Source organism: Pseudoscardovia suis (assembly GCF_002797875.1).
GTDB lineage: Bacteria > Actinomycetota > Actinomycetes > Actinomycetales > Bifidobacteriaceae > Pseudoscardovia > Pseudoscardovia suis.
This window is the reverse complement of sequence record NZ_PGFC01000005.1, coordinates 26821-41373: the sequence shown is the minus strand read 5'-3', so window position 1 is coordinate 41373 and position 14553 is coordinate 26821. Positions and strand designations below refer to the sequence as shown.

The 14553-nt window shown below is 59.6% G+C and carries 7 protein-coding genes; 3 read left to right on the top strand and 4 right to left on the bottom strand.

Translation table 11 applies throughout. The features are described from left to right. Positions 1–134: 134 nt before the first annotated feature. From CLV65_RS06460 to CLV65_RS06445, 4 genes are all read right to left on the bottom strand, one after another. Positions 135–665, bottom strand: a complete 531-nt coding sequence (locus CLV65_RS06460; RefSeq protein ID WP_094690454.1) for a MarR family winged helix-turn-helix transcriptional regulator — start codon at positions 663–665, stop codon at positions 135–137. A 452-nt stretch (positions 666–1117) separates the two neighbouring features. Continuing rightward, positions 1118–6421, bottom strand: a complete 5304-nt coding sequence (gene pulA / locus CLV65_RS06455) for a type I pullulanase (RefSeq protein ID WP_244569066.1) — start codon at positions 6419–6421, stop codon at positions 1118–1120. A gap of 276 nt (positions 6422–6697) precedes the next feature. Continuing rightward, positions 6698–8569 (bottom strand): alpha-amylase, encoded by a 1872-nt coding sequence (locus CLV65_RS06450; RefSeq protein WP_094690455.1) that lies wholly within the window; start codon positions 8567–8569, stop codon positions 6698–6700. A gap of 108 nt (positions 8570–8677) precedes the next feature. Further along, positions 8678–10363: an alpha-amylase family glycosyl hydrolase gene (locus tag CLV65_RS06445; RefSeq protein ID WP_094690487.1), complete on the bottom strand. Its 1686-nt coding sequence runs from the start codon at positions 10361–10363 to the stop codon at positions 8678–8680. 392 nt (positions 10364–10755) lie between these two features. Here CLV65_RS06445 and CLV65_RS06440 point away from each other — a divergent pair, with 392 nt between their 5' ends. The 3 genes from CLV65_RS06440 (at position 10756) to CLV65_RS06430 (ending at position 14551) form a co-directional block, all read left to right on the top strand. Then, positions 10756–12054 carry an extracellular solute-binding protein gene (locus CLV65_RS06440; protein WP_094690456.1) on the top strand — a complete coding sequence of 433 codons (1299 nt, stop codon included), beginning with the start codon at positions 10756–10758 and terminating at the stop codon, positions 12052–12054. Between the two features lie 179 nt (positions 12055–12233). Next, a complete protein-coding gene (locus CLV65_RS06435; protein ID WP_094690457.1) occupies positions 12234–13649 on the top strand; it encodes a carbohydrate ABC transporter permease in 1416 nt (471 codons plus the stop codon). After that, positions 13646–14551: a sugar ABC transporter permease gene (locus tag CLV65_RS06430; RefSeq protein WP_094690458.1), complete on the top strand. Its 906-nt coding sequence runs from the start codon at positions 13646–13648 to the stop codon at positions 14549–14551. The genes CLV65_RS06435 and CLV65_RS06430 overlap by 4 nt, the downstream gene beginning before the upstream one ends. The last annotated feature ends 2 nt before the right edge of the window (positions 14552–14553 follow it).

Here is a 14553-nt window from a genome sequence, read left to right as displayed (position 1 = left end):
CTCGGGGCCCCTGTGGCCGTCATGAATGTGTGCTGCTGGATTGGCAGGCGCGCGGCTGCACATCAAAGTGCCCGCCATCCGTTGCATGCGCAACAAGATGGCGGGCAACTGACCGAGCGCTCTGTCCAGGTCGCTTAGTCGAGGGGCTCGGCTTCGATCTCGGAGCGGTCGAGCAGGCGCTGGATCGTGCGCAGCGTGATCTCCATGTCATCTTCGGAGATGCCTTCGGCGAGCGTGGAGAAGTAGCCGGCGCCGCTTTCCTCGATCTGGCGCACGAGCTTGCGGGACTTGTCGGTGAGCATCACCTGGCGCTTGCGGGCGTCGAACGTCGGGATGACGCGGCGCACCAGGCCCTTGCGCTCCATCATGTTGAGCACGCGGCTCGCGGTGGAGCGGGTGATGCCGCAATGGCGTTCCACGTCGTTTTGGTACACGTCTTCGTTCTCGTGACGCGCCAAATAAGCGATGATGCGCACGTTGCAGGCGGATGACGGCAGACCATCGAGCTGACGAGCGATTTCAGACGGGATACGTTGACGAAGCCCTGCGGTGGAAAGCGTGTCGAGCTGGTGAAGGCTCATGAAAAGTTGGGTGTTGGTGTCCAACTGGGCGAATGAGCTGAAATCACGCGATTCAGTGTCGGACGTGGATGCTGAACTAACCATTGTCTTCTCCTGCTGTGTCGCGCGGTGCCGTCTGCTGGGATTTCAGAATCCGTCGATGGCTTTCCGCAATGGATAATGTTGCAAATCGCAAACGGTAGCCGCATGCAAGCGGTTGCCGCATACGGACTTTGCTCATTGAACAAGGTTACCCGAGAATGTATCAAGTGGAATCATCGCGGGAGATTTGGGCTTTGGGCGTAATTGGCTAGTAACGGGATGAACGGGCGGTAATCAAGGTATAAAAATATAAACACAGGGTGGCAATTCTTCTTCGGGATTGCCACCCTGTGTTTTTGGTCGTCCCCTGTATTTCTGGGGATGACCAGCCTGTGGCAGTGATGTGCACGATGCCGCGCGGCGCCAGGGCTGCACGATGCAACCCTGGCGTTCAGCTGAAGCAGCTCAGCGCGTTACCGCGGGCATGGGGGCATAACTGCCTTTGCCGAGGTCACTCACCACTGCGATGCGTGCTTTGCAGCGCGCTCGTCGTTGATGGTGCGGGACTTGCGGTTCACCGTGATACCCGCGATGAGAATCGCGGTCATTGCGGCGATGAGGGCTGCAACACTCGTGCCGGTGGCAGCGAGGTTGCCGGACTCATGAGCAGCATCAGACTTGGCAGCAGCGTTGTTGTCCGATGCGGCAGGCGCAGTTCCGTTGGAAGCGTCAGCAGTATCGGTCGCATCGCTGTTGTTGGTGGGCTGCTCGGGCTCAGCCGGGGTCGAGACGAGATCGGTCACGAGCACGGTGGCCGAGAGCGGGGCCGCGGTGTAGGAGCCAGTGGGCTCGGTATCGCTGGCCAGCGTGGCAAGCGGGGAGTCAGTGACACTTGCACCCAGCAGGTTCGTGGTGGTGTCTGCAGAGTCGGCCAGATCAGCCGCGATGTCGAACGTCGCGAGCTTCTCGAAGTCCTCAGTGGATGCCGCATTCACCTTGCCGTTGGCGAGGATCGTGCGGTATTCGCCTGCCTTGAGCCCGGAGACCTTCGTCTCGGTGCTATTGGCATTGAGAATCACCACGTAGGTGCCGCTGTCGTCGCTGATCTGGAAGGCAACCACGCCATTGGAGGTTTGCAGCACCTTGGAGTGCGCCTGAATGTCGGCGTAGCTCGAGTACTGGAAGGCCTTCACGGCACGGCGCAGCATGGCGAGACCGCGCACGTATGCCACGGAATCGGCGTACGTCGTCTGGCGGTTCCAATCAATGGCGTTGACGGAATCACCGGCGTTGTAGCTGTTACCGTTGCCGCCCTTGCTGCGCAGGAATTCCTGACCCAGCTGGATTTCGGCAATGCCTTGGCTGAGGAACACAGCGGAGTCGGCAAGTTCGGCACGTGCCACGGTCGTGGCGTCCGAATCATCCGGATTGGACGTGCGCAGCTTGTCGTACAGCGTCATGTTGTCATGGATCTCGGCGTACTGCACCACCTGGGATGCGTTGGCGTAGCGATCCTGAGCGGTGCCGTTCCAGCAGGTCGTGGCGCCGTCAGACGTGTCATACTCGCAGCCGAGCATGTTGTGGGCGATGAGCTTCTCTTGGTCAGCCTTGCCGGAGACATAGCCGGTGTCGGTGTCGGAGAAGACGGATCCCTTAAGACCGTCGCGGATCGAGTCGTTGAAGAACGAGATCGTGGAGCCGGTGCCATCGGTGTTGTCAACCTGGTAAGCATTCGGCTGCGTCGTCATCGTCGTGGAGGAGCTGACGGAATCGCCAGCCATGTCCCAGCCTTCGCCGAGCACGATGATGTTCGGATCGATCTTGTCAAGCGCCTCGCGCACTTCCTTCATCGTCTCGGTGTCAACAAGACCCATGAGATCGAAGCGGAAGCCATCCACGCCGTATTCCTTCGCCCAGTACGTGACGGAGTTGACGATGTACTTGCGCATCATCGCACGCTCGGATGCGGTGTCATTGCCGCAGCCGGACTTGTTCGTCAGGTTACCGTTGGAATCGTAGCGGAAGTAGTAGCCGGGCACGGTCTTGTTGAACGAGCTGGCGGATGCATCAGCAACGTGGTTGTACACCACGTCCATGATCACGCCCAGGCCCGCGTCATGCAGACCGCTGACCATTTCCTTGGTTTCGTCGACTCGCGCGGACGGGTTGGTGGCGTCGGAGGAGTACGAGCCTTCCGGCACGTTGTAATTCTCCGGATCGTAACCCCAGTTGTAGTTGGAGTCGTCGAGCGCCTTCGTCTCGTCCACGGATGCGTAATCGAAGAATGGCTGCAGCTGCACGTCGGTGATGCCCAGGCCCTTGAGGTAGTCAAGGCCAGTGGACTCGCCGGCTGCGTTCGTGGTGCCGGATTCGATCATGCCCAGGTACTTGCCGCGGTTCGCTTCGGACACGCCACTGGTGGCGCTCTTCGTGAAGTCGCGGATATGGGTTTCTGCCACGATTGCGTTGCCCTGCGAGACGCGGCCGCCGCTGACGGCGTTGACCGTCGTGGCGTTCATGGCTGCGTCGGAGAGCACCACGGAACGGTCGCCGTTGACGACCGCAGCGGTGGCATACGGGTCGGCGGTGTCGTTCGTCGTGCCGTCAGGCAGCACAACGCGGTACTGGTAAGCCAGCGCATCCGCGGTGTTGTCGATGGTGACGGACCACACGCCCTTGTCGCCGAGGGTCATCGGGGTGACCTTGTCGACGGCGGCATCGGCGCTCGTTGCGTTCGCGTAGGTGACGAGCGAGACCGTCTGCGCGGTCGGGGCCCAGACCTTGAACGTCGTCTTGTTGTTGGCGTTCGTAGCACCCAGGTCATCGCCGTCATAGGCGTTCTCGGTATCGAAGCGGTCGGTGCGCACAATGGCGCCAGCGATTGCGGTTGCCGAGCCCAGCGGATTGCCGTTGGCGTCGGTGAGAGCAACCGTGTACTTGCCGCGCACATCGAGGTCGGACTTCGTGGAGATGGTGACGGTGGAGCCGTCGGTCGTCACGGAGGTGGTCTCCACGGCATTGCCGTTCGCGTCGGTCACGGTGGCGGTGACGTCACCGGTGGCGGCGGAGCTCAGCTTGGCGATGAGCTTCTGATAATCGGCGATTTCCGCAGACTTCGCGGAAACGGAGAGCGTCGGCTTGGCGGTGTACACCGTGGGGTCGCCGGCGACGAGCCATACCTCTGCCTTGCCGGTCTTCGTGGCGGCATCGAACACCATGGAGTCGGACGGGATGAAGTGGTTGTCGCCATCCGGGTCCTTGGACTTCCACGTGTCGGCGCCATAACGACGCAGCAAGCCGATATCGTCAGCGGCGGAGTAGTTATAGCCGCTCAGCGTCCACGTGCTCACCTCGCCCCAGTCATCATGGCTGGTGAAGGTTTGCTGAGAGTTGGCGGAACCGGAACCCGACCACGTCCACAGATCCCACTGCGGGGTCTTCGTGTCGGTGTCGGCGGCATTGAAATACAGGCCGTCCTCGCGGTAGTAGTGCACGGTGACGTTCACGTTGTAGCCGGTGCAGGAGCTCACGTAATCAGCGGGTGCTTCCGTCAGCGTCTGCTCAGGGTCAGAGCCGGTGCCATCGACCCAAATCTCGGCGGTGCCGTCGGCGCCAACCGTGACATTGCGGTCGTTGTTGCCGTACTTATCCCAGCTGTCTTCACCCTTGATGATCACACCAAGGTCGGTGTAGGTGCCGTCAACCGTGTATTCGGCGACCTTGCCCCAGCAATCCGTACCGGTGAATTCAACTTGGGAGCCATCGAAGCTTGCGCTCGTGGAGGAGTTGGAACCCCACACCCACAGCGCGCGTGCGATGTCGCCGCTAGCCGGCTTGTAGTGCACAACCAGTCGGGTTTGGCCTTTCGCGCGGTAGTCCGCCGGCACGCCCACGCTGCTGGCGTGGTCTGCGACCGTCTGCTGCACAATGCCCACGGCAGCCTCATAATTGCCGCCGCCGTCAGGGTTATCCCAGTTGGAACCGCCATCGTTGAACACGTAGTCGATCTTCTTGCCGCCCGTGTCAATCGTGTACTTCCAATAGCCAGTGGCTGAATCGTACGTCATCGGCTTGTTGGCGGCTGCGGACCAGTCATCGCCCACGCCGTAGTAGATGTTCGGGGTGGTGTAGTTGCTGGTGTTCTTGTAGTAGATCGTGAGGGTCGTGTCGGTGGGCTTGACCGTTTCGTCCTCGATCTTGTTCTCAGGATCAGAGGGGTCGGTGGTTTCGGTCGCAGCCGGGTGGTTGTCCTTCGTGGCGCCGCCATACAGCGCAATCGCGGAACGGGCAGGAATCGTCGTCGTGACCTTGCCGTCCTTGACGGTCACGGTCTGCGAGCAATCCTCCACGGCGTACACATTGCAGTACTCGCCGTCAGGGAGCGTGGTCTTGTACGACACGTCGAGGGCAGTCGTGCCATTGTTGATGGCGAGGAAGCCCTTCGAGCCGCGCGAGAACGCGATGCTGTCGTTGCCGCTGGACTGCCAGTCCTGAACCGGGGCGGACGTGGTGTCTCCCACGTAGTTGTGGAATGCGATGAGACCGCGCGTGGAGGTCCAGCGCTGCTCGCAGTTCCAGTCACCCGTGTTCGTGGAGCACGCGGTGTTCATGTCGACGTCCGGCACGGAGGTGGCGGTGGCGCCAGGCGCGCCCGGTGCCGTGTTCTCATCCTTGAACGTCTTATTGCTGTCGAACTTATAGCCCGACATGAGGCGCGGCGTGCCGTAGCCGTAGGCGAGCATGAACGCGTTGGCGAGCTGGTACTTGCCGCCATCCTTGTAGGTGATCGTGCCGGAGCTGCGCTCGGTGTCCCAGTTGGTGACGAACACGTTTGCGTCGTTGCTCGACAGGTCTCCGCTCAGGCGGTCGGCGAGGTCCTTGAGGGAGGTGACGTTGCCGTTGAAGGCCTGGCTCATCTCGCTCTTGAAGCCGAACTCGGTCACGGTGCCGTTCTGCGTGTAGTGCGGCGGCTGGATGCCGGCCGCCTCAGAGCCATTGCCGATGACCTCCTGGATCCAGTAGATGTCGGCGGCGTTCTTGCCCACCTTCTGCGCCAGCTTGGCCTTGATGGCGTTCAGGCTGTCGGTGTTGATGTGCTTGGCGGCGTCAATGCGGAAGCCGACTACGCCGTAGTTATACATGCGGGCCATGTAATCGGCTTCGATGTCCCGCACCTTGTCGGATTCGGAATCGAAGTCAAGCATGCCGAGCAGGCGGCACTGCTGCACTTCCGTCTGGTTCGTGTAGTCCTTGATCTTGTCGGTGCACGTGTGGAAATCGTCGGCGGTGATGCCTTCGGGATACGTGCTGGTGGCGAAACCGGGGAACGAGCCGGTGCCGGGCGTGTAGGAGCTGCCGTTCGTGCCGGTATAGGTCCTGGTGTCGTCAGGAGCGGCGGTGTTGTTCATGACCACATCGGCGATGATGCCCACGCCCGCAGCCTTGCAGGTGGTGACCATGTTTTTGAATTCTTCTTCGGTGCCCAGCTTGGAATCAAGCTTGTAGCTCACCGGTTGGTAGGACGTCCACCAAGACGAGCCTTGGATGGATTCCTGCGGAGGCGACACCTCAACATAGCCCACGCCTTCGGGGCCGTAGGTGTCCGTGCACTCCTTGGCAATTGTGTTCCAGGTCTGCTGGAATGCAATGACCTGGACGTCACTGTTGAGGCCGTTGGCCGTCGCAGTGCTCTCGCCATTGGCATTGGTGCTGGAAGAATCCGCTTGAGCCGACAGTGGCACAAGCGTTACAGCGCCCAAAGCCATGGCCGCGCTCGCGACGACTGCTGTCATGCGAGCGGTCCATTTCTTTGTTTTCATGTGATTCCTTCTCTGTAGGGAGATCCGGATGGGTCACGATCGCAGCATTGCGGTTTTCACGTTGCGGCGGGGCGTCTATTGCCTTGCCGCGTTGCAAGACACTGTGGTCTGTTAACCCACGGGTTCTATTGTATCGGCTTGACCTTGGGCGCGTATAACCCGCCCGAAATGAAACTGCCTCGATTGGAACGGACGCTATGGGGTGCGCGCTGCCAATCGAGGCGGAATCTAGCCGATGCGAGGCTGTTTTGGCCACTCGGCTGTTTGGTCATCTGCTCACTTGTCGGATTTCTTATTGGGCTTGACCAGAATGACAATCGAGAAAACAAGGACGATTGCGAAAATCACGGCGTAGGCAACTGCGTGGGCACTGAAGTTCGCAAACGTTCCTTCCTCATCTTTGGGATCGGTCGGAGTCTCGGAATCTGATTGCGCTTGATCGGACGATTTCTCAGAATCCTGGGAATCGCCGCCATACACGCCGCCGAACGTCATGTCGATGGCCGAAGCGTCAAAGGCACCGCTGCTTGTAAGCGGCGGGTCGCTGGGGTCGGTGGCGGCAGTGCTTGCATTGTCGGTGCCCCAGGTCTGCGGGGTGTCAACGTTGTCAATCGCAACCGCATCCATCGAATCGATTGTGATGCTGGCGGTGCCGTCTTCTGCTACCTTCACGGTGCTCGAGCAATCGCCGGGGCCGTAGAGGTTGCAGTATTCCCCGGCGGGAAGCGTTGTGCTGAACGTATAGGTGACCGGCTTGCTGCTGGCGTTCATCGCAAAGAATCCCAAGCCGTTCTTGCTGAACGAAATCGTGTTGGCGCCGTCATCCCACCAGTTGGAGGCGATGGTGCCGTCATTGGTGTTGTTGTGGAAGCGAATCATGCCCCGGATCTGCGTCCATCTTTCCACGCACAGCCATGGCGAACCTGTGCCGCATTGCGTGTCTGGGATGGACGTGTCGGTGGCGCCGGGCGCGCCGTCGTCCCTGTTGGCAAACACGTATCCGGACTGGATGTTCGGCGTGCCGTAGCCGTAAGCGAGCATGAAGGCGTTGGCGAGGATGTATTTCTTGCCGTCCTTGTAGCTCAGGGTTTGGCTGCCGCGTTCGGTATCCCAATTGCTGACGAACACCTGTGCCTTGTTCGAGTCAATGAGGTTGGCGGTCGTGCCGATTTTCTTGAGCGCCGTCACGCTCAGGCCGAATGCGGATTTGAGGGCATATGAATACTGAAATTCCGATACGTCGCCGGTCTGGAAGTAGTTGGATGGCGCGAGTTCAGCGGCCTGACCGTCGTCATCGATGACTTCCTGCATCCACCAGATGTCGTCGATGCCAATGCCCAGCTTTTGCGCCATTTTCTGCTTGATGGCGAGCACATCCGCCGACGCGATGTGCTTGATGGCATCCATGCGGAAACCGACGACGCCCATGGTATATAGCTTGGCGAGGTAGTCGGCGAGCACATCCTGCACATGGTCGCTGCCAGTGTCGAGGTCCTGCAGGCCGTCGAGCTGGCATTCCTGCACGTTCGTGGCGTCCTTGTAATTGCTCACGCCTTTCGTGCAGGTGTGGAAGTCATTCTTCGTCCACGGCACGGCGGGGAAGTCGCCATCGGAGGTGTAAGTGCTGCCCGCCACGCCGGTGCCGTCCTTGGAACCGTCTTGCAGGGCTGCCGCCATGTGGTTGGTGATGGCGTCCGCCACCACGCCCACGCCTGCGGCCTTGCACGTGTCGATCATGTTTTGGAATTCGGCTTCCGTGCCTTCCTTGGAGTCAAGCTTGTAGCTGACCGGCTGGTATGAAGTCCACCATTGCGAGCCGGGAATCTCTTCCATCGGCGGCGAGACCTCTACGTATCCCACGCCCTCCGGCCCGAGCACGTCCGTGCATTCCTTGGCGATGGAATTCCAGTTCTGCTGGAATGCGATGATGACGACGTCGCTGTCTGGCGCGAAATCGGATGTGTTGGCGTGGTAGTCCTTCGGCGCGGCGTTTGCGGTGGGCGCTGCGATGAGGGCGCTGGCGATGGCGCCTGTGCAGCATAGTGCGGCGGCCGCCAGCGCTGACACGGCCTTGCGGGTGGTGCGTCCGAATGGCGCTAGGTGCAGATGCATGGTGCGCATGGCGCTCGAATGCGTGAAGCGTGGCATCTAAATCCTTCCTTTATCCTTTTGTGCGTATGTGTGCTGTGTGTATGCGTGTGCATGAGCACAGCGTGTATGCGTGCTGCGCGCATATGCCATGCGCGCATAGGCGCGTTACCTCATGACCGTGGCGGATTGCGCCGGAAGCGTTATCGTGCGGGTCTCGGGGTCATAGGTGGCGTGGTCGCCGCGATGCAGCAGCACCAGTCCCTGCGGGCGTGGTTGGTCGGCATCGAGGTGCACAGTCACGGCGGCAGTGCTGGGGTTGAGCGCCACAATGACGCTGGCGGGAATTGCGTCAGCGGGCAACGGCGTCCCGTCCTCCGTTGCGTCGGCGGCAACGCGGCGATAGACGAATGCTCGGTCATCATCCGAGGCGTGAAGCACCTCGAATCCTCCGTCCGCCTGCAATTCGGGCAGTTCGTGGCGCAGGTTGATGAGAAATCGCATGTAATTGAGCTGAGAGTCGGGATCGGTGTCTTGCGCGGCCACGGTGGGGGCGTCCGATGACGGGTCAACCGGCAGATACAGCTGGCTGGGGTCCGCGTCGGAGAAGCCGAGGTTCACACTGCCATCCCATTGCATCGGCGTGCGACTGCCGGTGCGGGTGTATCCGCCTTCTTTGCTCGGCAGGTCGCGGAAGCGCATGCCGATTTCGTCGCCGTAATAGACGAAAGGCACGCCGGGCATCGTCAGATACATCGTGAACGCAATCTGCTCTTCCCGTGGCGTCAGTCGTGGCGCCAGACGGGAGGTGTCATGGTTGCACGTGATGAAGCAGAAGTAGCCGTTGGCGCGGGTGTCTTCGAGCTGCGGCAGGTATTCGCGCACGAATCGCGCGGCGCCGGTCGTGCTTGTGGCGCGGAAGTAGCTGGCGTCCGGACCGTCGCCCAGTGGATAGTCTGTGTCGCGGCCGAGCATGCTGTAGCCGTTGGGGTTGCCGTCCCAACGCCAATCCAGATAGAAGTCCATGTCGAATCCCGCCTGCAGTGACAGACGCGGCCTGCCCCATTCCGAAACGAACACCGCATGCGGGAAGCGCTCGCGCACGCGGCCGAGCATGTCACGCCATGCGGCGATGGTGCACGGGCGGTCGTCCGCGTCGTATTTGACAAGGGAATCGGCCATGTCGCAGCGGAAACCGTCGGCTCCAAGGCCTAGCCAGTAGAGCATCACGTCCACCATTGCGTCGCGCGTGCCCTGCGCGGCGGGGGAATCGGGGGAGTCCATCCATGGTTTCGTCTGCTTGGCGAAGCCGTAGTTCAGCGCAGGCTGGCATTTGAAGAAGTTCAGCACATAAGTGCCGTTGCGCGGGGCTTCACCGCCGATGAACGGCAGTCCGGGCGCGCCTTCGACCCAGGAGTTCGTCCATATGTATCTGTCCGAGTATTCGTTGTGTTCGGCCTTGCAGGACGCCTTGAACCATGGGTGCTCTTCGCTGGTGTGCCCGGGCACGAGGTCGAGAAGCACGTGGATGCCTCGTTCGTGTGCGGCGGCGAAAAGATCGGCGAGGTCTTGGTTGGTGCCGTAGCGTGCGGCGACTTCCTTGTAATCGCGCACGTCGTAGCCCGCATCTTTGAAAGGCGAGTCGTAGCAGGGGTTTATCCACAGTGCCGTGGCGCCCAGCGACGTGATGTAATCGAGTTTGGCAGTGATGCCCGGCAGGTCACCGATGCCGTCGCCATTGGAATCGGCAAATGACTGGGGATAGATTTCATAAAACACTGCGTTGCGCAGCCATTCTGCGTCGCTTGCGGTGTGCACGGACGCGGGCGACGCAGAGCCGTCTGCCGCGTTCATCGAATGCGTGCTGGACGTGGGGGAAGCGTTGACATCGTTGTTAAAAGCCATGGCTCAAGCGTAGGGCAAGGGGAGGGTGTTCGCGACACGGACGTTCGCCAATGGGTAATTTTTCCGCGTGTCGTGTTGCAGATAATGACGAACCTGATTGGTAAAAGGGTGACTTTTGGTGCGCTCAAGCCCAAGTATTCCAAGCGGTGCAACGGTTTATCTTGTGTAATGGATTTGTGAAGAAAACTGTAAGGAACATGTGAATTCTGGGTGGCAGCGATGCGGTCACACGAAAAAACCATGGTATTGTTGTGCATGTCATGGCTTGGGTGCCCCTTAGCCCAAGTCACACAAGGGTTACAAGCCGCCTCAACCGAGGCGGGAACAGGAAGGGATCAAAGATGATCAACGGAAAGAAGATTATCGGCCTCGCAGCCTCTCTGGTTATGGTCGCCGGTGCCGCCGCTTGCGGTGGTTCTTCCAACACCAATTCCTCAAGCGCTGCTAGCTCCTCCTCCACGGAAGAGAAGATCTGCACCGATGGCCAGGCCGTCACGCTGACCGTGTGGGGCCCGCAGGAAGATCAGGCCGATGACAGCTCCTGGCTGCCGACCGAAGAGAAGGCTTTCGAGAAGGCAAACCCGGAGTGCAAGATCACCTGGAAGAACGCAGTTGTTTCCGAAGGTGACGCAGGCACGACCGTGAAGCAGGATCCGTCTGCTGCTGCTGATGTTTACATGTTCGCAAACGATCAGCTCGGCACGCTCGTCCAGGCTGGCGCCATTGGCTCCTTCCAGGGCGACTACCTGAACCAGATCAAGGAGAAGAACTCCGACACGATGATTGAGTCCGTCACTCAGGACGGCACCGTCTACGGCGTTCCTTTCACCGCTAACACGTGGTTCATGTACTACGATTCCTCCGTCTTCTCCGCGGATGACGTCAAGTCCCTCGACACCATGCTCGAGAAGGGCAAGGTCTCCTTCCCGCTGACCAACTCCTGGTACATGTGGGCATTCTATGCAGGCGCTGGCGCAACGCTGTTCGGCGATGACGGCACGAATGAAGATGCCGATCCGCTGGCCTCCGTTGGCGACAAGGGCACGGATGTGACCAAGTACCTCGTGAGCCTCAAGAGCAACCCGAACTTCGTGCTCGATGAGAACAGCTCCGGCAAGGACGGCCTCGCTGACAAGACCGTGAACGCTATCTTCTCCGGCACTTGGGATTCCGCTGATGTCAAGACCGCTCTCGGCGACAACTACGCCGCTGCTCAGCTGCCTACCTACAAGCTCGACGGCACCGACACCCAGATGAAGTCCTTCGCTGGCTCCAAGGCTGTTGCTTACAACCCGAAGTCCCAGAACGTCGCAGTCGCCATGGCTCTGGCTGTGTTCCTCGGCGGCACCGATGCTCAGAAGGCTCACTACGAGATGCGCCAGATCGTTCCTTCCGACAACACCCTGTCCTCCGATGAGGAAGTCGCCAAGGATCCGGCTGCTGTTGCTCAGATGAACACCGTTGCCAACACCTCCATCCTCCAGCCGACCTTCGCTAAGATGGGTGGCTTCTGGGATGCCAACGAGACCTTCGGCAAGGCCATCTACAACGGTGACGTCACCGCTGACAATGCCGAGACTCAGACCCAGCAGTTCGTTGACGGCCTCAACAAGGCTATGGAAGACGCCAAGAGCAAGTGACGCTGATTACAGCTGAAGCTCGAGCTTCTATAACTCAATAACTACTGAAACAACTACGGTTGTATAGTGAGGAGCTGTGTTCGGTTTCTGCAACCGGCACAGCTCCTTATTTGTTGGCAAACCACCGATGGCTTGCCAATGAGAAATCCACTGTTCTAACAAGGAAGGTTGGTCAGCTCGTGGCTACGACCAGCAAACATGTGGAGGCGAAGAAGCGCAAGACCAAGAAGGTCGGCGCTGATTATGTCGCCCCCGCGCCTTGGACTGTGAAGCACGCCTTCCAAAAGGGCGATGTCTTCACGCGGTTGTCTTGTGTCATCTTTGGCCTGAGCAACCTGGCGCGCAAACAAATCATCAAGGGCATTCTGTTCCTTGCCATCGAAATCCTTTACATCATCTACATGGTGAACACCGGTGCTCTCGCACTCGACAAGCTGTTCACGCACCTGCAGGGCACGAAGTCCGAGCAGCGATTCAGTGCCTCCGGCATCCCGCTCGCCCCGGCTCCTGAGGAATACTCTGTCACCATCCTGCTGTACGGCGTTGCAGCACTGTTCATCACCGCCGCATTCGTGTGGTTCTGGACGGTCAACATGCGCGCCGCATACAAGGCGCAGTACCTGAAGGAAACGACCGGTCACGCACCGAGCTTCCTGGATGACGTCATGGACCTCAAGGACGGCCGTGCTTACGTGAGCATGCTGTTCCTGCCGACCCTCGGCATCCTCATCTTCACGATTCTGCCGTTGCTCTTCATGATCTCCATGGCATTCACGAGCTACGACAGCGCCCATCCGTCGCACTTCGATTGGGTTGGATTCGCCAACTTCAAGGAAGTCGTCTCCAATGATGGCGGCACGGTCAATGGTCAGCTGTTCCTCTCGGTGCTTCTGTGGACGTTGATCTGGGCGTTCTTCGCAACGTTCCTCAACTACTTCCTCGGAATGTTCCTCGCCATGGTCATCAACCGCAAGACGACCCGTGGCAAGATGTTCTGGCGTGGTGTGTTCTCCATGTCTATCGCAGTGCCGCAGTTCGTGTCGCTGCTGGTCATGAACACCATGCTCCAGCCGACCGGTGCCGTCAATCGTCTGCTCCAGTCCTGGGGCTGGATCAGCGGTCCGCTTCCGTTCTTCACGAACGCAACCTGGGCTCGCGTGACGGTCATCGTCATCAACCTGTGGGTTGGTATTCCGTTCACGATCATGCAGGTCACCGGTATTCTGCAGAACATCCCCGCAGACCTCTACGAGGCCGCTGAGCTGGATGGTGCAAACTGGTGGCAGCAGTTCTGCAACATCACCATGCCGTACATGATCTTCGTGACCACGCCTTACCTGATCACGACCTTCACCGGCAACGTCAACAACTTCAACGTCATCTACCTGCTCTCTGGCGGCGATCCGACACCTGTCGGCGCTTCCGCAGGCAAGACCGATCTGCTCATTACGTGGCTCTACAAGCTCACCGTCGACAAGGGCGATTACAACAGCGGTGCCGTTATCGGTATCTTCACGTTCATCGTGCTTGCAGTGGTGGCTTTGCTCACGTACCGCAGCAGTGGTTCCTATAAGAACGAGGAGGGCTTCAGATGAGCAACACCCAGGTTGAATCTGGATACGCGGACAAGGCTGGCAAGGGCATCCATAACCAGCACAACCGTCGAGTCATCGGCGATGTGCTCTCCTACATCCTTCTCACGGTGCTGGGCATCATCTGGCTCCTGCCGATCGTGTGGGTGTTCCTTGAGTCCTTCAACCAGAACTCATCCTCCTACCAGAGGACGTTCTTCCCCACGCAGTACACGTTCAACAACTACAAGCAGTTGTTCACCGAGACGAATGTCATGAACTTCGGATCGATGTTCCTGCGCACGTTCATCATCGCGTGCTTCGTGTGCGTAATCTCGGTGGCGTTCGTGCTGTTCGTGGCTTACTGCATGAGCCGCATGCGCTTCCGTTTCCGTAAGCCGTTCATGAACATCGTGCTCGTGCTCGGCATGTTCCCGAGCATCATGGCCGTTGTCGCTGTGTACTTCATCCTCAAGGCGATGAACCTCACCAGCGGCAACTGGACCGTGGTCGCCTTGATTCTGGTCTACTCCGCTGGCACCGGTGCAGGCTTCTACATGATGAAGGGCTACATGGATACGATCCCGAACTCGCTTGACGAGGCTGCCATGCTCGACGGTTGCACCCGTTGGCAGGTGTTCTACAAGATCATCCTGCCGATCTGCCGCCCGATGATCGTGTACCAAGCAATCACCGGCTTCCTGGCCCCGTGGCTCGACTTCGTTATGGCAAAGGCAATCTGCCGCACGCAGGATCAGTACACCGTGGCTCTGGGTCTGTGGCAGATGCTGCAGAAGGAGTACATCTCCCAGTGGTACGCCCGCTTCGCCGCCGGCGCAGTGGTCGTCTCCATCCCGATCGCCATCCTGTTCATGGTCATGCAGCGCTTCTATCAGGAGTCCATGTCCGGCTCCGTCAAGGGCTGATG